The organism is Catellatospora vulcania, assembly GCF_009720385.1.
GTDB lineage: Bacteria > Actinomycetota > Actinomycetes > Mycobacteriales > Micromonosporaceae > Catellatospora > Catellatospora vulcania.
In genome coordinates, this window is sequence record NZ_WARX01000014.1 from 171,013 (window position 1) to 191,218 (window position 20,206).

19 protein-coding genes are annotated in these 20,206 nt (G+C 70.9%); 7 read left to right on the forward strand and 12 right to left on the reverse strand.

Annotation, left to right across the window (positions count from 1 at the left end; translation table 11 throughout):
* Positions 1–1,539 carry a phosphomethylpyrimidine synthase ThiC gene (gene thiC / locus F6W97_RS31030; protein ID WP_155374104.1) on the forward strand — a complete coding sequence of 513 codons (1,539 nt, stop codon included), beginning with the start codon at positions 1–3 and terminating at the stop codon, positions 1,537–1,539.
* Positions 1,540–1,706: 167 nt separating this feature from the next.
* Here the strand turns inward: thiC and F6W97_RS31035 are convergent, their stop codons facing one another.
* The 6 genes from F6W97_RS31035 to F6W97_RS31060 form a co-directional block, all read right to left on the reverse strand.
* Positions 1,707–2,582 (reverse strand): hypothetical protein, encoded by an 876-nt coding sequence (locus F6W97_RS31035; RefSeq protein ID WP_155374105.1) that lies wholly within the window; start codon positions 2,580–2,582, stop codon positions 1,707–1,709.
* Between the two features lie 27 nt (positions 2,583–2,609).
* Positions 2,610–3,695: a uroporphyrinogen-III synthase gene (locus F6W97_RS31040; RefSeq protein WP_155374106.1), complete on the reverse strand. Its 1,086-nt coding sequence runs from the start codon at positions 3,693–3,695 to the stop codon at positions 2,610–2,612.
* Between the two features lie 138 nt (positions 3,696–3,833).
* Positions 3,834–4,184 carry a nitrite reductase small subunit NirD gene (gene nirD / locus F6W97_RS31045; protein ID WP_155374107.1) on the reverse strand — a complete coding sequence of 117 codons (351 nt, stop codon included), beginning with the start codon at positions 4,182–4,184 and terminating at the stop codon, positions 3,834–3,836.
* Positions 4,181–6,670 carry a nitrite reductase large subunit NirB gene (nirB, locus tag F6W97_RS31050; RefSeq protein WP_155374108.1) on the reverse strand — a complete coding sequence of 830 codons (2,490 nt, stop codon included), beginning with the start codon at positions 6,668–6,670 and terminating at the stop codon, positions 4,181–4,183. The genes nirD and nirB overlap by 4 nt, the downstream gene beginning before the upstream one ends.
* Positions 6,671–6,672: 2 nt before the next feature.
* Positions 6,673–8,127 (reverse strand): FAD-dependent oxidoreductase, encoded by a 1,455-nt coding sequence (locus F6W97_RS31055; RefSeq protein ID WP_155374109.1) that lies wholly within the window; start codon positions 8,125–8,127, stop codon positions 6,673–6,675.
* A gap of 32 nt (positions 8,128–8,159) precedes the next feature.
* Positions 8,160–10,301, reverse strand: coding sequence for a molybdopterin oxidoreductase family protein (locus F6W97_RS31060; RefSeq protein WP_407924623.1), 2,142 nt, complete (start codon positions 10,299–10,301; stop codon positions 8,160–8,162).
* Positions 10,302–10,619: 318 nt separating this feature from the next.
* Between F6W97_RS31060 and F6W97_RS31065 the strand changes: the two genes are divergently transcribed.
* Together F6W97_RS31065 and F6W97_RS31070 are read left to right on the forward strand one after the other, a co-directional pair.
* Positions 10,620–10,880 carry a DUF6364 family protein gene (locus F6W97_RS31065; RefSeq protein WP_155374111.1) on the forward strand — a complete coding sequence of 87 codons (261 nt, stop codon included), beginning with the start codon at positions 10,620–10,622 and terminating at the stop codon, positions 10,878–10,880.
* Positions 10,819–11,163 (forward strand): type II toxin-antitoxin system PemK/MazF family toxin, encoded by a 345-nt coding sequence (locus F6W97_RS31070; protein WP_186315787.1) that lies wholly within the window; start codon positions 10,819–10,821, stop codon positions 11,161–11,163. Before F6W97_RS31065 ends, F6W97_RS31070 begins: the two co-directional genes overlap by 62 nt.
* Here the strand turns inward: F6W97_RS31070 and F6W97_RS31075 are convergent.
* The 5 genes from F6W97_RS31075 to F6W97_RS31095 all read right to left on the reverse strand — a co-directional run bounded on the left by F6W97_RS31075 (position 11,160) and on the right by F6W97_RS31095 (position 14,609).
* Positions 11,160–11,669 carry a MarR family winged helix-turn-helix transcriptional regulator gene (locus F6W97_RS31075; RefSeq protein WP_155374112.1) on the reverse strand — a complete coding sequence of 170 codons (510 nt, stop codon included), beginning with the start codon at positions 11,667–11,669 and terminating at the stop codon, positions 11,160–11,162. The genes F6W97_RS31070 and F6W97_RS31075 overlap by 4 nt on opposite strands.
* Before the next feature lie 53 nt (positions 11,670–11,722).
* Positions 11,723–12,316, reverse strand: coding sequence for a malonic semialdehyde reductase (locus F6W97_RS31080; protein ID WP_155374113.1), 594 nt, complete (start codon positions 12,314–12,316; stop codon positions 11,723–11,725).
* Positions 12,317–12,505: 189 nt separating this feature from the next.
* Positions 12,506–12,808: a hypothetical protein gene (locus F6W97_RS31085; protein WP_155374114.1), complete on the reverse strand. Its 303-nt coding sequence runs from the start codon at positions 12,806–12,808 to the stop codon at positions 12,506–12,508.
* Entirely contained in the window at positions 12,808–13,167 is a 360-nt protein-coding gene (locus F6W97_RS31090; protein ID WP_155374115.1) for an AbrB/MazE/SpoVT family DNA-binding domain-containing protein, read from the reverse strand. The genes F6W97_RS31085 and F6W97_RS31090 overlap by 1 nt, the downstream gene beginning before the upstream one ends.
* Positions 13,168–13,265: 98 nt before the next feature.
* Complete coding sequence (locus F6W97_RS31095) at positions 13,266–14,609, reverse strand: MFS transporter (protein WP_155374116.1); 1,344 nt, start codon at positions 14,607–14,609, stop codon at positions 13,266–13,268.
* A 347-nt stretch (positions 14,610–14,956) separates the two neighbouring features.
* Between F6W97_RS31095 and rplM the strand changes: the two genes are divergently transcribed.
* The 3 genes from rplM to glmM all read left to right on the forward strand — a co-directional run bounded on the left by rplM (position 14,957) and on the right by glmM (position 17,390).
* On the forward strand, positions 14,957–15,400 hold the full coding sequence (gene rplM, locus F6W97_RS31100) for a 50S ribosomal protein L13 (protein ID WP_155374117.1): 444 nt from the start codon (positions 14,957–14,959) through the stop codon (positions 15,398–15,400).
* 20 nt (positions 15,401–15,420) lie between these two features.
* A complete protein-coding gene (rpsI, locus tag F6W97_RS31105; RefSeq protein WP_155374118.1) occupies positions 15,421–15,912 on the forward strand; it encodes a 30S ribosomal protein S9 in 492 nt (163 codons plus the stop codon).
* Positions 15,913–16,049: 137 nt separating this feature from the next.
* A complete protein-coding gene (gene glmM, locus F6W97_RS31110) occupies positions 16,050–17,390 on the forward strand; it encodes a phosphoglucosamine mutase (protein WP_155374119.1) in 1,341 nt (446 codons plus the stop codon).
* Positions 17,391–17,456: 66 nt separating this feature from the next.
* Here glmM and F6W97_RS31115 read toward each other — a convergent pair whose 3' ends face one another.
* The gene (locus F6W97_RS31115) at positions 17,457–18,038 is read right to left on the reverse strand and encodes a hypothetical protein (RefSeq protein WP_155374120.1); all 582 of its coding nucleotides are present in this window, start codon (positions 18,036–18,038) and stop codon (positions 17,457–17,459) included.
* A 238-nt stretch (positions 18,039–18,276) separates the two neighbouring features.
* On the opposite strand from F6W97_RS31115, the gene glmS reads away from it, so the two are divergent.
* A complete protein-coding gene (glmS, locus tag F6W97_RS31120) occupies positions 18,277–20,187 on the forward strand; it encodes a glutamine--fructose-6-phosphate transaminase (isomerizing) (RefSeq protein WP_155374121.1) in 1,911 nt (636 codons plus the stop codon).
* The last annotated feature ends 19 nt before the right edge of the window (positions 20,188–20,206 follow it).

Sequence of the window (20,206 nt, forward strand, 5' to 3'; positions counted from 1 at the left end):
ATGAGGCGCAAGGTCTACGTACCGGGGTCCCGCCCCGACATCCAGGTGCCGTTCGCCGAGGTCGACCTGACCGACGGCAGCACCCCGGTCCGGCTCTACGACACGTCCGGCCCGGGGGTCTTCGACCACCTGCCGCGGACGAACTGGGTGGCCGACCGCAGGCTCCACGGCGCACCGGTGACCCAGCTCGGCTGCGCCCGCGCCGGGATCGTCACGCCCGAGATGGAGTACGTGGCCCTGCGCGAGGGCGTCGCCCCCGAGCTGGTGCGGGACGAGATCGCGGCCGGCCGGGCCGTGCTGCCCGCGAACATCAACCACCCCGAGGTCGAGCCGATGATCATCGGTAAGGCGTTCCTGGTGAAGGTCAACGCCAACATCGGCACCTCCGCGGTCACCTCCGACGTCGCGGAGGAGGTCGAGAAGCTGACCTGGGCCACCCGCTGGGGCGCGGACACGGTGATGGACCTGTCCACCGGCCCGCGCATCCACGAGACCCGCGAGTCGATCATGCGCAACTCGGCCGTGCCGATCGGCACCGTGCCCATCTACCAGGCGCTGGAGAAGGTCAAGGGCGACCCGCTCAAGCTGACCTGGGAGATCTACCGCGAGACCATCATCGAGCAGGCCGAGCAGGGCGTGGACTACATGACCGTGCACGCGGGCGTGCTGCTGCGCTACGTGCCGCTGGCCGCGGACCGGGTCACCGGCATCGTGTCGCGCGGCGGCTCCATCATGGCGGCCTGGTGCCTGGCCAAGCACCGGGAGAACTTCCTCTACACCAACTTCGAGGAGCTCTGCGAGATCTTCGCGAGGTACGACATCACCTTCTCGCTCGGCGACGGACTGCGTCCGGGCTCGATCGCCGACGCCAACGACGAGGCGCAGTTCGGCGAGCTGCGCACCCTCGGCGAGCTGACCGAGATCGCCTGGCGGCACGACGTGCAGGTGATGGTCGAGGGGCCCGGACACGTGCCCATGCACAAGATCAAGGAGAACGTGGACCTGCAGCAGGAGGTGTGCCACGAGGCGCCCTTCTACACGCTCGGCCCGCTGACCACCGACATCGCCCCGGCCTACGACCACATCACCAGTGCCATCGGCGCCGCGATGATCGCCTGGCACGGCACCGCGATGCTCTGCTACGTCACGCCCAAGGAGCACCTGGGGCTGCCGGACCGTGACGACGTCAAGGCCGGGGTGATCGCGTACAAGATCGCGGCGCACGCCGCGGACCTGGCCAAGGGGCATCCCGGCGCGCAGGCGTGGGACGACGCGCTGTCCAAGGCGCGCTTCGAGTTCCGCTGGGAGGACCAGTTCAACCTGTCCCTCGACCCGGAGACGGCACGCTCCTATCACGACGAGACACTGCCCGCCGCCGCCGCGAAGACCGCGCACTTCTGCTCCATGTGCGGCCCGAAGTTCTGCTCCATGCGCATCAGCCAGGAGCTCAAGGAGTACGCCGCCAAGGGCATGGCCGACAAGTCCGCCGAATTCGTCGCCTCCGGTGCCCAGGTCTACCTCCCCATCACCCCCGCCTGACCCGCCGCCCCCTCCGCTCTTCCGCCGCAACTCTTAAAGACTCGCCGCCTCACGACAGTCGTGAGGCCGCGAGTCTTTAAGAGTTGCGCGAGGGATGGGGCGGCGGCCGCGGGCCGCGCGGGGTGGGGTGGGGCGGCGGGCTTGGGCCGCGCGGGGTGGGGTGAGGGTCAGAGGATGCCGGGGCGGCGGGGGGCCAGGGCGATGACGGAGGAGACGATGAGGCCGACGATGACGGCGATCATCGCGCCGAGGTAGGCGTCGGCCTGGTCGGTGAGGGCGCGGGAGATGCCGGGGCCGCCGATGACGTACGCCATCGCGACCGGCAGCGGGCCGACCGCCCCGGACAGCGCGATCAGCAGCCGTGACCGGCCCACGTGCCGGGCGACCAGGCCGCAGGCCAGCGCCACCAGCAGTGCGATCACCGGCATCGAGAACGAGGCCCGGGGGATCGGCTGCAGGCCGCTGATGTCGAGCACGCCCAGCCGCATCGGGTCGTAGTACTCGCCCATCGCGTCGCGGTTGCGCCCGAACTCGGTGGTGTCCAGGTAGGACAGGATGGCCAGCAGCCACACCGCGCCGGTGCAGGCCCACAGGTTGGCCGACAGCGGCATCCGGCCCACCGCCAGCAATGCCACGAACAGGCCCGCGACGACCCCGGCGGCCACCGCGATCGCGGCGGTCAGCTCCGGGTCGAACGTCGCGCTGAGCCGGGCGTACTGCGCCGGCTGCAACGTCAGCGGGAAGGCGGCCGCCGCCGCGCCGAGCGCCGCGGCCAGCGCGGTCACGATGCGCACCGCCGCCCCGATGCGCCGGCGGTCGCGCAGGGCCAGCCCGGCCGCGAAGGTCGCCCCGCCGGCCACGGCCACGATGGTGAACCACACCACCCAGGTCAGCTGCAGGTTCCAGTCATTGTCGGTGCCCGCCGTGAACTCGCGGTCCAGGCGCAGCACATCGAGTCCATAAACGACGCCGAACTGGGCGGCCCCGACCAGCGCCGCCATGCCGAACGCCGCTGCCAGCAGCCTTCCCCAGAAACGCATCACGCGGGGACCATACGTCCGTTGGCGGTTTCAGTCCACCGGCAGTCGGTAGCCACGTTTGACCACCGTCTGGACGAATGCGGGATCGCCCAGACCGGCACGCAGCCGAGCCACGGCCATCTCCACTGCGTGCTCGTCGGCGCCGCGCGGCAGCGCGGGCAGCAGCGAGGCCCGCGAGCGCACCTTGCCAGGCATCGACGCCAGCGCCCGCAGCACCGCCATCGGGGCCGGGGCCAGCGGACGCAGCTCGCCGTCGACCATCGCGGCGTGGCCGCGCAGGGTCAGCTGGTGCTCGGCGACCTGCAGGGTGACCGCGCGCCGGGGCAGCTCGTCGGCGATCGCACGGACCAGCGCGCCCAGCCGGGCCCGCGCCGGGGCGATCACCGGGATGCCGTGCCTGATCAGCGGCGCGGCCGTCACCGGCCCGACGCACGCGGCGACCACGTCGGCCCGCAGCGCCTCCAGGACAGCGTCCCCGCCCGGCCCGGCGGCCGCCAGCAGCGCGCCGACAGCCGGGGCCGAGGTGAAGGTGATGGCGTCTACCAGGCGGTTCGAGACCAGGTCGACGAGCCGGTGCAGCGGAGCCGAGTCCAGCGGCGGCGCCCAGCGGTAGACGGGCACCTCGATGACCTCGGCGCCGGCGGCCCGCAGCGAGGCGCAGAACTCCGGCTGCTGGTCGCCGTGCAGCTGCACGGCGACGGTCAGCCCGCCCACGCCGCGTTTGAGCAGGTGGGCCAGGCACTCGTCGCAGCTTTCCGAGTCCGGCGACCACTGGTCGTGCAGGCCCGCCGCGCGCACCGCGCCGCGCGCCTTCGGGCCGCGGGCCACGATGTACGCCTCGGCCAGCACCGCCCGCAGCGGGTCGGCCAGGCCCCAGCCCTCGGCGGCCTCCAACCAGCCGCGCATGCCGATGCCGGTGTTGGCCACGACCACGTCGGGTGGCGTGTCCAGGCACCGCCGGGTGGCCTCGCGCAGCTGGGAGTCGTCGTGCAGCGGCACGATGCGCAACGCGGGGGCGATGACGACCCGCGCGCCGCGCCGCTCCAGCAGCGCGGCGAGCTCGTCGCGCCGCCGGTCGGCGGTGACCCCGACCGTGAACCCCGCAAGTTCGGTCATGACCGGTCCCCGCTCCGCGCGGCCCGGTCATGGCCCGCCCGCCACCTGATGACCTCGCTGCGCTCGGTCATGACACGGCCGAGCTTCGCTCTGCCGCGTCATGGCGGCTGAGCCTGCTGATGACCTCGCTGCGCTCGATCATGGTCTTTCCACAGCCACTTCGACCGTGTCCCCGTTGCAGCGGATGGGGTACGTCGGCACGGCCACCCCGCTCACGTCCAGGCACTCGCCGGTGCGCAGGTCGTACACCTGCTTGTGCAGCGGGGACGCGACGGTGGGGGCGTCGCCGCGGGTGCCGACGATGCCGCGCGACATCACCTGCGCGCCCGCGATCGGGTCGCGGTTGCCGATGGCGAACAGCTCGCCGGAGAAGGTACGGAAGATCGCGATCTGGACGCCGTCGACGAGTGCGGCCACGCCGCGCTCGGCCTCCAGCCGGGTGTACGAGCAGATCGCCGTCCAGGTGACGGTCATGGTCGCCGTGGTCATCGGGCACCTCCCAGGGTTACCGGCACCGGACCACGGGCAGGGATCTTCTGCCCGCGTTCGACCTCGAAGCTGATGTCGGGGTCGGGCGTGCCCGGTGCGTTGACGAACGAGACGAAACGAGCGAGGCGCTGCGGGTCCTGCAGCGTGGCCTGCCACTCGTCGGCGTACGACCCGACGTGGCGGGCCATCTGCGCGTCGAGTTCGGCGCACAGTCCCAGCGCGTCGTCGACGATGACGGCACGCAGGTGGTCGAGACCGCCCTCCATGGCCTCCAGCCAGGCGGCGGTGCGCTGCAGCCGGTCGGCGGTGCGGATGTAGTACATGAGGAACCGGTCGATGGTGCGGATCAGCTCCTCGGTGCTGACGTCGGTCAGGAACAGGTCCGCGTGCCGGGGCCGGAATCCGCCGTTGCCGGCGACGTACAGGTTCCAGCCCTTCTCGGTGGCGATGATGCCGAAGTCCTTGCTGCGGGCCTCGGCGCACTCGCGGGCGCAGCCGCTGACCGCCGACTTGAGCTTGTGCGGGGCGCGCAGGCCCCGGTAGCGCAGCTCCAGCTCGATGGCCAGGCCGACGGAGTCCTGCACGCCGTAGCGGCACCAGGTCTCGCCGACGCAGCTCTTCACCGTGCGCAGCGCCTTGCCGTACGCGTGCCCGGACTCGAAGCCCGCGTCGACCAGGCGGTGCCAGATCTCCGGCAGCTGCTCGACCCGTGCACCGAACAGGTCGATGCGCTGCCCGCCCGTGATCTTCGTATAGAGCCCGAAGTCGCGGGCCACCTCGCCGATCACGATCAGCTTCTCGGGGGTGATCTCGCCACCGGGGATGCGCGGGACCACCGAGTACGTCCCGTCGCGCTGGATGTTGGCGAGGAAGTGGTCGTTGGTGTCCTGCAGCGCTGCTTCCTCGCCGTCGAGGATGTAGCCGCTGTTGGTCACGGCCAGGATCGACGCGATCGCCGGCTTGCAGATGTCGCAGCCCCGACCGGTCCCGTGCGCGGCCACCAGCTCCGTGAACGAGCGGATGCCGCGTACCCGGATGATGTCGAACAGCTCCTGGCGCGAGTAGGTGAAGTGCTCGCACAGCGCCTTGGACTGCACCACGCCGCCCGCGGCCAGCAGCTGCTTGAGCAGCGGCACGCACGACCCGCAGCCGGAGCCCGCCTTGGTGCAGGCCTTCAGGCCGGGCACGTCGGTGCAGCCGCCCGCGATCGCGTCGGTGATGTGGTCCTTGGTCACCGCGTGACAGGAGCACACTTGCGCCGTGCCCGGCAGTTCCGCCTTCGGTGACCCGTCCCCGGCCGGGGCTAGCAGCGCCAGCGGCGGTCCGGGCAGCGGCCCGCCGAGCGAGGCCCGCAGCGTCGGGTACGCGCTGGCATCACCGACGAGCACGCCCCCGAGCAGCGTCTTCGCGTCGTCGGTGAGCAGCAGCTTCGCGTACACGCCGGTGACCTGGTCGGTGACGACCACGTCGAGCCCGTCGGCGAACGGGGTGCCGAAGCTGGCCACGTCCACGCCGAGCAGTTTGAGCTTGGTGGAGGTGTCGGGGCGGGTCATCGTCGCCTCGCCGCCGGTCAGCCGGTCGGCGACCACCTCGGCCATCGCGTACCCGGGCGCGACCAGGCCGTAGCAGACCCCGTCGCCGGAGTCGACCGACAGCGCGGCGCACTCGCCGATCGCCCACACCGCCGGGTCGGCGGTCGCGCACGCGGCGTCGACCGTGAAACCGCCGCGCGGGCCGCGGACCAGCCCGGCCGGCTCGGCCAGCTCGTCACGCGGCCGGATGCCCGCCGCGACCACGACCACGTCGACGTCGAGCGAGCCGCCGTCGTTGAACAGCATCTGCCGGACACCGTCCGCGTCACCCGTGAGCCCGGCGCAGCCGCGACCCGTGTGCACGGTGACGCCCAGGGCCTCGATGTGCCGCCGCAGCACCGCGCCGCCACCCTCGTCGACCTGCAGCGGCATGAGCCGCGGCGCGAACTCGACGACGTGCGTGGTGATGCCGAGCAGCTTCAGCGCGTTCGCGGCCTCCAGGCCGAGCAGGCCGCCGCCGAGCACCGCGCCGATCTTCCGGCCGCCCGCCGTCGCCCAGTCCTTGAGCGCGGCGAGGTCGTCGAGGGTGCGGTAGACGAACACGCCGGGCAGGTCGGCCCCCGCGATCGGCGGCACGAACGCCCGCGAGCCGGTGGCCAGCACCAGCGCGTCGTACGGCGTCTCGCCGGACGCGCTGTGCACGACCTTCCGGTCACGGTCGATCCCGGTGACGGCCTCGTTCAGCCGCACCGCGACCCCGTCGGGCGCGCCGCCCAGGTGCAGCGCTCCGGCGTCGTAGTCGTCGAACCAGGCCGACAGCCGGACCCGGTCGTAGGCCGGGCGGTCCTCCTCGGCCAGCACGGTCACCGACCAGCCGTCCGCGGCCCGCTCGGCGAACGCCTCCAGGAACCGCTGCGCCACCATGCCGTACCCGGCGACAACGAGCTTCTTCATGATCAAGACACCCCCACACTGTCTGAGGTGGACAGCCACCCGACGATGCCGTCAACCGCGTCCTTGCAGCTGCCGCAGCCGGTGGTGGCGCGAGTACGGGCGACGACGTCGTCGAGCGAGCGGGCGCCGGAGCGCCAGCAGCGCACCAGCGCGCCCTTGGTGACCGTGTTGCACTGGCACACGGTGGCGTTGTCGGGCATGAGCGCGGGCGTGGTCGTGGCGACCGGCGCGTCCACGCCGCCCAGGGACCGCCCGAGCAGCAGCGCGCGCCGGTCGCGCGGCACCAGGCCCTTGCGGTCGAAGAGCTGGATGACCTGGCCGACGCTGGGGTTGTCGCCCAGCATCACCGCGCCGGTCAGCCGGTCGTCGCGGATGACCAGCCGGGCGTACGTGCCCCGGGCCGGGTCGGCGAAGCTGACGTCCTCGCAGGCGGCGTCGGGTTGCAGGCTGCCCATCGCGGCCAGGTCGATGCCGGAGGCCTTCAGCCGGGTGACCGGCGAACTCGGCACGTACACCGCGTCGGGGTCGACGCCGGTGAGCCGGGCGGCCAGCACCCTGGCCTGCTCCCAGGCGGGCGCGACCAGCCCGCCGACGACCTCGCCGAACTGGGCGCAGTCGCCGAGGGCCGAGATGCGCCGGTCCGAGGTGGCCAGGCGCTCGTCGATCACGATGCCGCGCTCCACGCGCAGCCCCGCCGCGCGGGCCAGGCTCGTCTCGGCGCGTACCCCGCAGGCCAGCACCAGCAGGTCGGCCCGCAGGTTACGGTCGTCCAGCCGCAGCGTCACGCCGTCGTCGTCGGCGCTCACCCCGGTCGCGGACGAGGCCAGGTGCACAGCCACGCCCAGCTCGGCGAGCGTGCGCACCAGCACGGCGCTGGCGCCGGTGTCGAGCTGGCGCTCCATCAGGTGGCCGACGCCGTGCACGACCTCGACGGCCAGCCCGCGCCCGGCCAGCCCGCGGGCGGCCTCCAGCCCGAGCAGCCCGCCGCCGAGCACGAGGGCGGTGCGCGCGCCCTGCGCGGCGTCGAGGATGCGGCGGCAGTCCTCCAGCGTCCGGAACGTGGCCACCCGCGGGTGCGGCTGCGCCAGTCCCGGGATCGGCGGCACGATCGCCTGCGACCCGGTGGCCAGCACCAGGTGGTCGTAGCTCAGCTCCTCGCCGCCGTCGAGGGTGACGGTGCGGGCGGCCCGGTCGATGGCGGTGACGCTCACCCCGGTGCGGGTCTTCACCCCGTGCCCGGCGGCCTCGGTCAGCGTGATGTCGGTTTCGCCGTGCTTACCGGCCAGCACGCTGGACAGCAGGATGCGGTTGTAGGCCCGGTGCGGCTCCGCGCCGAGCACGGTGACCTCGACGCCGGGGGCGGCGGACAGCTCTGTCGCCAGCCGGGCGCCGGCCATGCCGTACCCGACGACGATCACGTGGTCAGGGGAGGTGCGGGGTCGCTCGGCAGGCGGCATGGCTGAGCCAGGCCGCGCGGTGTTGCCAGGGTTCATGGTGTCACCGGCTCGATTCGTACGGCACAGACCTTGAACTCCGGCATCCGTGAGATCGGGTCCAACGCGTCGCCGGTGAGCGAGTTGGCCCGGCCCGTGCCGGAGTAGTGGAAGGGCGCGAAGAGGGTGTCGGGTCGGATCGTGGTGACGACGCGGGCGGGCGCGATCATCTCGCCGCGGCGGCTGAGCACCCGCACCGTGGCGCCGTCGTCGATGCCGAGCCGCTCGGCCAGATCCGGGTGCAGCTCGACGAACGGCCCGCCGGGCAGCGCCGCGATGCGGCGGGTCTGCGCGCCGGACTGGTACTGCGCCAGCACCCGCCCCGTGGTGAGGTAGAGCGGGTACTCGGCGTCGATCTCCTCGGCCACCGGCCGGTGCTCCACCGCGATCAAGCGGGCGCGACCGTCCGGGGTCGGGAAGCCTTCTTCGAAGAGCCGCGGCGTGCCTGCCCGGTCCGCTGCGGGGCAGGGCCAGAAAACACCGTTCTCGGCGTCCACCCGCTCCCACGTGACGCCTGCGTAATCGGCCACCCCACCAGCGGTGGCACGCCGCAGCTCCTCGAAGACGGCGTACGGGTCGGCGGAGAACCCGCCGGACCGTTCGCCACCGGTGACGGAGCTACCGTCCCCGGTTCGGCCGAGCCGGGAGGCCAGCTCGGCCATCACCGCCAGATCCGTCCCTATCCCTGGCGGTGGCTTGCGAAGGGCACGGCGCCGCAGCACCCGGCCCTCCAGATTGGTCATGGTGCCGTCTTCCTCGGCCCACTGTGCCACGGGAAGCACCACATCGGCGATGGCCGCGGTCTCGCTCAGCACGAAGTCACAGACAATTAACAGATCCAGCGACCGCAGTCGCTCGGTGATCCGGGCCGCGCGGGGCGCGGACACCACCGGGTTGGAGCCGAACACCAGCATCGCCTTCGGCCCGCCTGGCTGCCCCAGCGCGTCGAGCAGCTCGTACGCGGACAGGCCGGGGCCGGGCAGGCTGTCCGGGTCGACGCCCCACACGGCGGCGACGTGCGCCCGCGCGGCCGGGTCGTCGATCCTCCGGTAGCCGGGCAGCTGGTCGGCCTTCTGTCCGTGCTCGCGTCCGCCCTGGCCGTTGCCCTGCCCGGTGAGGCAGCCGTAGCCGGAGCCGGGACGCCCCGGCAGTCCGAGCGCCAGTGCCAGGTTGATGAAGGCGGTGACCGTGTCCACGCCCTTGGCGTGCTGCTCGGCCCCGCGCGCGGTCAGGATGATCGCGCGGTCGGCACTCGCCAGCGCCCGCGCGGTGGCTTCCAGATCCGCGACCGGCACCCCGGTGAGCAGCTCCACCCGGGCGGGCCAGTAGCCCGCAGCGGTCTTGCGGACCGCGTCCCAGCCGGTGGTGCGCTCGGCCAGGTAGGCCGGGTCGGTCAGGCCCTCGGCGACCACGATGTGCAGCAGGCCCAGGGCCAGTGCCAGGTCGGTGCCGGGGGTGGGTTGCAGGTGCAGGGTGGCGGCGCGCGCGGTCGGCGTGGCCCGCGGGTCCACCACGATCTGGGTGCCGCCGCGCTGGCGCTGCTCGGTGAGGTAGCGCGCGAACGGCGGCATGGTCTCGGCGACGTTCGCGCCGATCAGCAGCAGGGTGTCGGCCTCGGCGATGTCGGCCATCGGAAAGGGCAGGCCGCGGTCGATGCCGAAGGCGCGGTTGCCGGCGGCCGCGGCGGAGCTCATGCAGAAGCGGCCGTTGTAGTCGATGTTCGCGGTGCGCAGCGCGACCCGGGCGAACTTGCCCAGCGTGTACGCCTTCTCGTTGGTGAGGCCGCCGCCGCCGAACACCGCGACCGCGTCGCGGCCGTGCGCGTCCTGCACCCGGCGGATGCCGTCGACGATGAAGTCGTACGCCTCGTCCCAGGTCGCGGGCCGGCCTTTGATCAGTGGGGTGGTCAGCCGCTCCGGGTGGTCCAGCAGCTCGGCCGAGGTCCAGCCCTTCTGGCAGAGCCCACCACGGTTGGTCGGGAAGTCACGCGCGCCGACCTCCACCCGCCCGTCCGGCGTCTCCCGCAGCGTCATTCCGCATTGCAGTGCGCAGTAAGGGCAGTGGGTGGCGACCTCACGCGCGGACCCGAGCATCGGCAATGCCGTTACTCGAGTGGCGGGTGGGGCCGAGGGGGTCATAGGCGAAATCCTGCGGTCCGGGAGTTTCGCCGGGACGTCCCCCATGTTTCCAACCTGCTAAGAGCACCGCACGTCGGGCGCGAAAGCGCTGTTGGTGACGGTGTCCCGCGCCGAAGGGCCCGCCGGGGAAGGCGTTTTACGGGGTCAGCCGTCCAGTGACGGTGATGATCGTCCGAATGGTCGATTATCCCATCCGGGCGCTTACGGTTACGATGACGTCACAGTGCGTAAAAGGGCTCAGAACGGGCGATTATCACTCACGCAACTGGCATGAAGAACAGGATGACTCGTGGTCACACCGGGCGTAATCTAATCGGCATGACTGCCAAAGTGACGCTGTCCTTCACGGACGAGACGATTGAGGAAGCGCGCCGGTACGCCGAGCGCGACGGGCTGTCGCTGTCGGCTTGGATGGACCAAGCCGCGCGGGAGAAGGCCCTGAGGGAACTGTTCACCGCGCACGCTGACGTGGTGCGCCGGGCCGGCGTAGACCGGCTGGAGAAGAACGCGCTGGACGATGAGCGCGAAGTCGAATTGGTACGCCTGGAACTGTCAGGACGGGGGCGGCGTGCTGCGTAGAGGCGAGATCTGGCGTATCGACGGGGCCCGGGAAAGGCTCGGCCTGGTCATCAGCTCGGATGTGTACAACAGCACCGATGTGCCGATCGTCATCGTCGCGGAGGTCGTCGAGGAGGACGAGCTCCGCGACTCGCCGCTGGCGGTGCCGATGGGCGAGCTGATCATCATGCCCGACCGGGTGTCGTCACCCATGAAGAAGTGGTTCACCGACATGGTGGACGTCGTCGACACCGACACGATGCGCAAGGTCGGCCGGGCCTTGCGCATCATCCAGGACCTCTAGTCCCCCGGGCAGTCGCCCTCTTCCCTGGGGCACTGCTCGCGCATCGAGGTGTGCAGCGGAGTGAACAGCTCCGTCAGCTGCGCCAGCTGCTGCGGGGTCAGCCGGTCGATGAAGATCGAGCGCACCAGCTCGACGTGATGCGGCGCGACCCGCTGTATCGTCTCCCACCCCGCGTCGGTGAGCACGGCGAACTGCCCCCGCCGGTCGGACGGGCAGCTCTGCCGGCGCACCAGCCCGGCGCGCTCCATCCGGGTGATCTGGTGTGACAGCCGGCTCTTCTCCAGCAGCATCGACTGGGCCAGCTCCGACATGCGCAGGCGCCGGTCCGGCGCCTCGGACAGGCTCACCAGCACCCCGTAGTCGGTGCCCGAGAGGTCGTGCTGGGCCATTCCGCGCTCAAGCTCTGCCATCACCAGCTTCGCCGTGGTGATGAAACTGCGCCATGCCGCCTGCTCCGGCTCGGTCAGCCAGGGGACGGCCGTCGTCTGGGTTGCGGTGGTCGCCATGAGTCACACCCTAGAGGGGTGGGGACAGCGGTCCCCACCCCTCATCGTCTTGGTCAGGCCGTCTTTACGACATCGTCGTAGTCGAGCCGCGGGTTGCGGTCGAACCAGGCGCCCTCGCCCGGCTTGCCGATGTTCACCACGGCCAGCACCTTGTGCTCGCCGTCGGCGAAGAACTCCTTCTCGATGCCGGTCGCGTCGAAGCCGGTCATCGGGCCGGCGGCCAGCCCGGCCGCGCGTACGCCGAGGATGAAGTAGCCCACCTGCAGCGCGCCGTTGAACTGCGCCGTGTTCGCGCGGGCGGCGTCGTCACCGGTGAACCAGTCCCGGATGCCGGGGGCGTGCGGGAAGGTGCGGTCGAACTTGTCGTGGAAGTTCGTGTCCGCGGCGAGGATCGCGACCAGCGGAGCCTTGCCGGTCTTCTCCTTGTTACCGTCGGCCATCTGCTCGACCAGGCGCTCACGGGCCTGCTCGGAGCGCACCAGCACGACCCGCAGCGGCTGCATGTTGAGCGAGGTCGGGGCGTACTTGACGAGGTCGTAGATCGCCCGCACCTGCTCGTCGGTCACCGGCTCGTCGGTGAAGGTGTTGGCGGTGCGCGCGCTGCGGAACAGCAGGTCCTGCGCGTGGTTGTCGAGAACGAGCGACATTGTGTTTCCTCCGAAGTCGGTCTGGCCAGGTCAGCCACCTGTCACCAACTTTGGTGAACCTTCAACTATTTCGCAAGCACCGCCACTGTGGCGTACCCGACACCGACATCCCTCTTGATCAGCGGATTTGCCAGGCAACCGGGCGTATCCCTGCTCAAGATACGCACACCTGCCTGGCAAGTCGGGCGATCAAAGGCGCCACGGTCGACCGAAGATGTCGTGCGAGCCGATGCGGCGCCAGATGATGTGCGGACCAGGCTGGCCGGGCAGCTCCGCGCCGTACTGGAACGTGGCGCGGCCGTCGGGTGCCCAGGTCAGTTCCCAGATGTCGTCGTGGCCGGACATCTGCTTCACGCGCAGCCCTTTGCGGAACTCCCCGGTCCGCAGATCGTGCACGAAGTGGCCGACGGCCTGCCGGAAGAGCGCCTTCTCGGCCTCGGTCAGCCGCTTGTAGTCGTGGAAGAAGCTGTCCAACTGGTCGTGTGTCGGCATCAGGCGCCGTCCAGCGAGGCCAGGAACTCCTCGTCGCTTCCGTATCGGGTGAATCGGCCGGCCGCGAGGTCGGCGTCGGCCTCGGCTTCGCGGGCCTGCCACTGCGGCAAGTGGAACCACTCCTGGTCACGGGGCACGAGCGCCGCCGGAGTGAGCACGATGCTGCCGTCGCGGACAGAGACGATCACCTGATCGCCCTCCTCCAACTGCAGCTGGTCGCGTACCGCTTGGGGAATGGTCACGCCACCCTTGGCGCGCAGGGTGGCGGTCAGCCCGCGGTTGCGGGCGGCCCGCCGTTCGGCACGTTTCGCCCCGGCGCGACTGCGATCGGAGTCCTGGTCGTGCTGGACATCACTCATTCAGAAAGTCTGACAGACGGAAAATCCATCCGGTAGTGGGCGGAGAAATGCCCCGACCCCGGAGGCGGCCGGGATCGGGGCGGGGAGGAACCGGGGTGTCAGACGCCCGCGTGGGCGAGGCTGGGGGCCTGGGTGACCAGGACGCGGCGGCGCAGGTAGCACCACCAGGTGACGGCCAGGCAGGTGCCGTACATCACCGCGAACCAGCCGAAGGCCGTGCCGATGCCGCCGGTCGCGTTGATCGAGTCACTGATGGCCCGGGGCAGGTAGAAGCCGCCCAGCGCGCCGACCGCGCCGGCGATGCCCAGCGTGGCCGCCGACTCCCGCTTCGCGGTGGCCAGGTCGGGGGACGTGGCCGCGAAGATCGCAGGGATCATGCGGTAGGTCGACCCGTTGCCGGCCCCGGCCGCCGTGAACAGCACCAGGAACGCGGCGAGGAAGCCGGCCATGTTCTTGGCCTGGACCGCGGTGATGACGCCGTACGAGCCGAGGCCCATCACCACGAAGCAGGCCGCGGTGACCCGGGCCCCGCCGACCTTGTCCGACAGCCAGCCGCCGAACGGTCGCGACAGCGAGCCGACGAGCGGGCCGGTGAAGGCCAGGGTGATCGTCGCCGCGCCCAGGTGGGCGGTCGGCGCCTGCGGGAACTGCAGCTTGAGCACCAGCGGGAAGGCGGCCGAGTAGCCCAGGAACGAGCCGAAGGTGCCGATGTAGAGGAAGGACATGATCCAGGTGTGCGCCCGCTTGACCGTGGCGAACTGTGCCTTCAGCGGCGACTTCGCCACCTCCAGGTTGTTCATGAACAGGCGGGCGCAGAGCGCGGCGGCCAGCACCAGCGGCAGCCACATGAGCCCGCCGTACACCAGCCCGAACGACAGCGCGATCGGCACCACGAGCTGCATCACGCTGATGCCGAGGTTGCCGCCGGCCGCGTTCAGGCCGAGTGCGGTGCCCTTCTCCTTCTCCGGGTAGAAGAAGGAGATGTTGGTCATGGAGGAGGCGAAGTTGCCGCCGCCCAGGCCCGCCGTCGCCGCGATGAGCAGCACCGCCCAGTACGGCGGCTTGGCCGTGACCGCGAACACCATGCCCGCGATCGGGATCAGCAGCAGCAGCGCGCTGATCATGGTCCAGGTGCGGCCGCCGAACCGGGTGACCGCGAAGGTGTACGGGATGCGCATCACCGCGCCGATCAGGTTCGGCAGCGCGACCAGCCAGAACTTCTGGTCGACGGTGAACGGGAAGGCGGTGGCCGGCATCGCCACCACCACGACGCTCCAGAGCGTCCACACCGAGAACCCGAGGTGCTCGGCGAAGATGGAGAAGACCAGGTTCCGCCGGGCGACACGGCGGCCGGTGGAGGCCCAGAACTGCGGGTCCTCGGGGTCCCAGGTGCTGATCGCGGCGGGCTTCGGTGCCGGCGGCGCAGGCGCGATGGCGGTCATGGCCAGCAAGTTACGAACATGTGATTGCCATGTTGTTCCGTCGCGCGTACCCGTGGTGTGAACCCTGCCGCACCGCGCGACCCCGATCGCTGTGAGCCGGCGGCGGGAAAACGGACATCGGATCGCATACCACAGTGCAAGCAGGCCGTTTTGACCTCGCCGGGAGGCACCGGGTATCGTTAGCGGCTGTTGTGCGAGAGGTGGCGCCGAGCCGGTACTCCTGATGCTCAGGTAGGCTTGTCGTTCGCGCGCCGGTCCGTTTGCGACCGGCCGGCATCGCAGAATCCGTTGATCGTGGGCAGTTTCGCCCGCGGTCACACAGACCTACGACGAGACAAGGTAGACCTGTGCGTACGTACAGCCCGAAGCCGGGTGAGATCGAGCGTCAGTGGCACGTTATCGACGCTTCTGACGTCGTGCTGGGCCGGCTCGCCACCCACACCGCCAACCTTCTGCGCGGTAAGCACAAGCCGACTTTCGCGCCGCACGTCGACACCGGCGACTTTGTGGTCATCATCAACGCCGGCAAGGTTGCCCTGACCGGCAACAAGCGCGCGACCAAGATCGCTTACCGGCACTCCGGTTACCCGGGCGGCCTCAAGCAGATCGGCTACGACGAGCTGCTCACCAAGCGTCCCGAGCGGGCGATCGAGCTGGCCGTCAAGGGCATGATCCCCCACAACAAGCTGGGCCGTCAGATCATGTCGAAGCTGAAGGTCTACGCTGGCGCGGAGCACCCGCACGCGGCGCAGCAGCCCGTGCCGTTCGAACTCAAGCAGATCGCGCAGTGAGCGCGGACGAAGGAATCACCATGACCGACACTTCCGTGCCGACCCAGGCCGTGGTCGAGGCTGAGGCTGAGGCCTCGGTCGCCACCGCCGTCGCTGTCAAGCCGGCCACCCCGAAGTTCAAGGGTGACCGCCCGATCCAGACCGTGGGCCGCCGCAAGCAGGCCATCGTCCGGGTGCGTCTGATCCCGGGCACCGGCAAGATCACCTGCAACGGCCAGGAGCTGGAGAAGTACTTCCCCAGCAAGGTCGCGCAGCAGTCGGTGCGGGAGCCGCTGGTCACCGCTGAGAAGACCGAGGGTCTCGACATCATCGCCAACCTGCGTGGCGGTGGCATCAGCGGCCAGGCCGGCGCGCTGCGTCTGGCGATCGCGCGCGCCCTGTGCGAGCTCGACATCGACGACCGCCCGGCGCTGAAGAAGGCCGGCTTCCTCACTCGTGACGCCCGCGTCACGGAGAGCAAGAAGTACGGTCTCAAGAAGGCCCGTAAGGCCCCGCAGTACTCCAAGCGTTGATCGCTGTCTGCTGATCGGCCGGGCACGCTCCTGCTTCACGGCGGGAATGCGTGCCCGGCCTTTCGACTTTGGCCCGTCATCCGTGGGCCGGGTCGTCTCGAACCCCTCCTTTCGCACCCCACAGAAAGGGCCACCGAATGGCACGCCTTTTCGGCACCGACGGCGTACGCGGTCTGGCCAACGCGGACCTCAGCCCCGAGCTCGCACTCTCGCTGGCTGTCGCCGCGGCGCACACCCTGCCCGACCCTGATCGCGAGCAGCCGCCGCTGGTGGTGGTCGGCCGCGACCCCCGGGCCAGTGGGGAGATGCTCGAGGCGGCCGTGGTCGCGGGCCTGGCCAGTGCCGGCGCGAACGTGGTGCGGGTCGGGGTGCTGCCGACGCCCGGCGTGGCCTACCTGACCGCCGAGGTGCGGGCGGACTTCGGCGTGATGATCTCCGCCAGTCACAACCCGATGCCGGACAACGGCATCAAGTTCTTCGCCGCCGGCGGGCACAAGCTGACCGATGAGCAGGAGGACGCCATCGAGGCCGCGCTCGGCGCGACCTGGACGCGGCCCACCGGAGCGTCGGTCGGGCGGGTGCACGACCTGCTGGACGGGGCCGAGCACTACGCCACGCACCTGGTGGAGGCCACCGGCCACCCGCTCGCCGGGATCAAGGTCGTGGTCGACTGCGCGCACGGCGCGGCCAGCGACGTGGCGCCCGAGGCGTTCCGCGAGGCCGGGGCCGAGGTCATCGCCATCAACGCCGAGCCCGACGGTCTCAACATCAACGACGAGTGCGGCGCGACCCACCTGGGGCCGCTGAAGGCGGCCGTGGTCGAGCACGGAGCCCACCTGGGCATCGCGGTCGACGGCGACGCCGACCGGTGCCTGGCGGTCGACGCGTCCGGGGCCGAGGTGGACGGCGACCAGATCATGGCGATCCTCGCGCTGGCCATGCGCGACGCGGGCACGCTGGTCAACGACACCCTGGTCGCGACCGTCATGAGCAACCTCGGGCTGCGCATCGCCATGCGCGAGGCCGGCATCACCCTGGTCGAGACCAAGGTCGGCGACAGGTACGTGCTGGAGGAGCTGCGGGCCGGCGGGTTCAGCCTGGGCGGCGAGCAGAGCGGCCACGTGGTCTTCACCGAGCACGCGACCACGGGCGATGGTGTGCTGACGGGCCTGCGCCTGCTGGCCCGGGTCGCGGAGACAGGCAAGTCGCTGGCCGAGCTGGCGGCCGTGGTCAACCGGCTGCCGCAGGTGCTGATCAACGTACGGGTCGCCGACAAGGCCGTGGCCCGCGCTCCAGAGATCCTCGCCGCGGTCGCCGCGGCCGAGGCCCAGCTCCACGGGACCGGACGGGTGCTGCTGCGCCCGTCGGGCACCGAGCAGCTGGTCCGGGTGATGGTCGAGGCGTCCGGCGAGGACATCGCGCAGAAGATCGCCGAGGACATCGCCGCCGACGTGCGGGCGGCCAGCCCGGCGGCGTGAACGTCGCCACAGCATGAATTCAGGGCGTCCCCGTGCACGGGGACGCCCTGAATCAGTTGCGGGGTGTCAGCCCGCCACGAACACGCTGATGCAGGTCGCGGACGTGCCCGTGCCGTCGCGCTGCTGCCGTTCGGTGCCGTCGACGGAGATCGAGCAGCCGGTCACGTTGGCCTCGCCGCCCGGCGCGCGGAAGGCGATCACCGACAGGCCGAACGAGTCGCTGTTCAGCGTGAAGTTCTTGGTCCACGGCAGGGTCACCGTCTCGCTCTGCGTGTTGCCCGGCCCCTCCGAGTACGTGATCAGGGCCTGGCCGGTGCCCTCGACGGCGTAGCGCACCGAGTGCGAGCCTGTCGCGTCCCCGGTCGCCACGCCGACGCTCGGGATCATGTCCGGCAGGTCCTGGATCGCCTCGTCGGCCTTGTTGTAGAGGTAGTAGGCGCCGACGCCGCAGATCGCGCAGAGCAGCAGCACGATGCCGACGATGATGCCGATGATCAGACCGGCCTTGCTCTTCTTGGGCGGCTGCACCGGCGAGGGCTGGTAGGCGGGGGTCCCATAGGCCGGTGTGCCGTAGGGCTGCTGCGGCTGGTTCGGCTGCCACGGCGGTGGCGTCGGCTGGTTCGGGTCATACGGAGGGGGGTAGCTCATGCCTTCTTCTCCTGGCTGCGCTCGTCGGCGGGGGAGGCGGCGCGTCGGCCACCGGGGACCCGCTCCGCTTGCTCACCCGCGGATGGTAGGCCCCCCGCGCTCACCGGCGGCAGGCGGTGGCAGCAATCCGTCACTTATCGGTCACGCCGAGGTCCGTCCGGGTTGCAAGCAAATCCGGTGCGTGATTGACCAGGTTCCGAACATGCAAGATGAGCGAAACTCCGCTAAGGTAACGGGCATGTGCGGGATCGTGGGATACGTGGGCGGCCAGCAGGCGCTCGGTGTGGTGTTGGACGGGCTGCGGCGGCTGGAATACCGGGGTTACGACTCCGCCGGCGTCGCCGTGCTGGCGAACAGCCGGCTGCTGCTGGCCAAGAAGGCCGGCAAGCTGTCGAATCTGGAGAAGATGCTGGCCGAGGCCGCCGAGGCGGACCTGCGCGCGGGGACCACGGGCATCGGTCACACCCGCTGGGCCACCCACGGGGGTCCCACCGATCGCAACGCGCACCCGCACCTGTCGGCCGACGGCCGCATCGCGGTGATCCACAACGGCATTATCGAGAACTTCGCGAAGCTGCGGGCCGAATTGCAGGCAGAAGGCATCGAGTTCGCCAGCGACACCGACACCGAGTGCGTGGCGCACCTGCTGGCCGCCGAGCTGGCCGGGATCGACGGCAGCCCGCACGCGCTCGCTGACGCGATGCGCCGGGTCTGCGGCCGCCTGGAGGGCGCGTTCACCCTGCTCGCCGTCGACGCGCAGGCGCCCGGCGCGGTGGTCGGCGCGCGCCGCAACTCCCCGCTCGTGGTGGGCCGCGGCAACGGCGAGAACTTCCTGGCCAGCGACGTCAGCGCGTTCATCGAGCACACCCGCGAGGCCGTCGAGCTGGGCCAGGACCAGATCGTGCTGATCACCGCCGACACCATCGAGATCACCGACTTCGCGGGCAACCCCGCCGAAGGGCTCGACTACCACGTGGACTGGGACGCCCGCGCCGCCGAGAAGGACGGCCACGCCTGGTTCATGCTCAAGGAGATCGCCGAGCAGCCCCAGGCCGTGGCCGACACGCTGCGCGGCCGCATCGGCGAGACCGGCGAGATCATGCTCGACGAGGTCCGGCTCACCGACCAGGACCTGCGCGACGTGGACAAGGTCTTCATCGTCTCCTGCGGCACGTCCTACCACGCCGGCCTGGTCGCCAAGTACGCCATCGAGCACTGGACCCGGATCCCGTGCGAGGTCGAGCTGGCCAGCGAGTTCCGCTACCGCGACCCGGTGCTCGACCGCTCCACGCTGGTCGTGGTCATCTCCCAGTCGGGCGAGACCATGGACACGCTGATGGCACTGCGGCACGCCAAGGAGCAGAAGGCCCGGGTGCTGGCCATCTGCAACACCAACGGCTCCACCATCCCGCGCGAGTCCGACGCCGTGCTCTACACCCACGGCGGCCCGGAGATCGCGGTCGCCTCCACCAAGGCGTTCCTGACCCAGCTCGCCGCCTGCTTCCTGGTCGGCCTGCACCTGGCCCAGGTGCGCGGCGTGAAGTACGCCGACGAGGTGGCCGCGGTCGTCGCGCAGCTGCAGGAGATGCCCGCGAAGATCGAGAAGGTGCTGGCCGGCATGGACCCGGTCCGTGAGCTGGGCCGCGAGCTGGCCGACAAGAAGGCGTCCACGGTGCTGTTCATCGGCCGCCACGTCGGCTACCCGGTGGCGCTGGAAGGCGCGCTCAAGCTCAAGGAGCTGGCGTACATGCACGCCGAGGGCTTCGCCGCGGGTGAGCTCAAGCACGGCCCGATCGCGTTGATCGCGGGCCCCGCCGACGACGAGCTGGGAAATCCGGTCGGCCACGGCACGCCCGTGGTCTGCATCGTGCCCTCGCCGGCCGGGCGTGGCCTGCTGCACGACAAGATCGTCAGCAACATCCAGGAGGTGCGGGCACGCGGTGCGCACACCATCGTCATCGCCGAGGAGGGCGACGACGCCGTCGTCCCCTACGCCGACGTGCTGGTGCGGGTGCCGCGTACGCCCACGCTGCTGGCCCCGTTCGTGACCACCGTGCCGCTGCAGGTGCTCGCCGCGGCGATCGCCGACGCCCGCGGCCACGACGTCGACCAGCCCCGCAACCTGGCCAAGTCCGTCACGGTCGAGTAGCCCGCGCACCGGCCCCGGT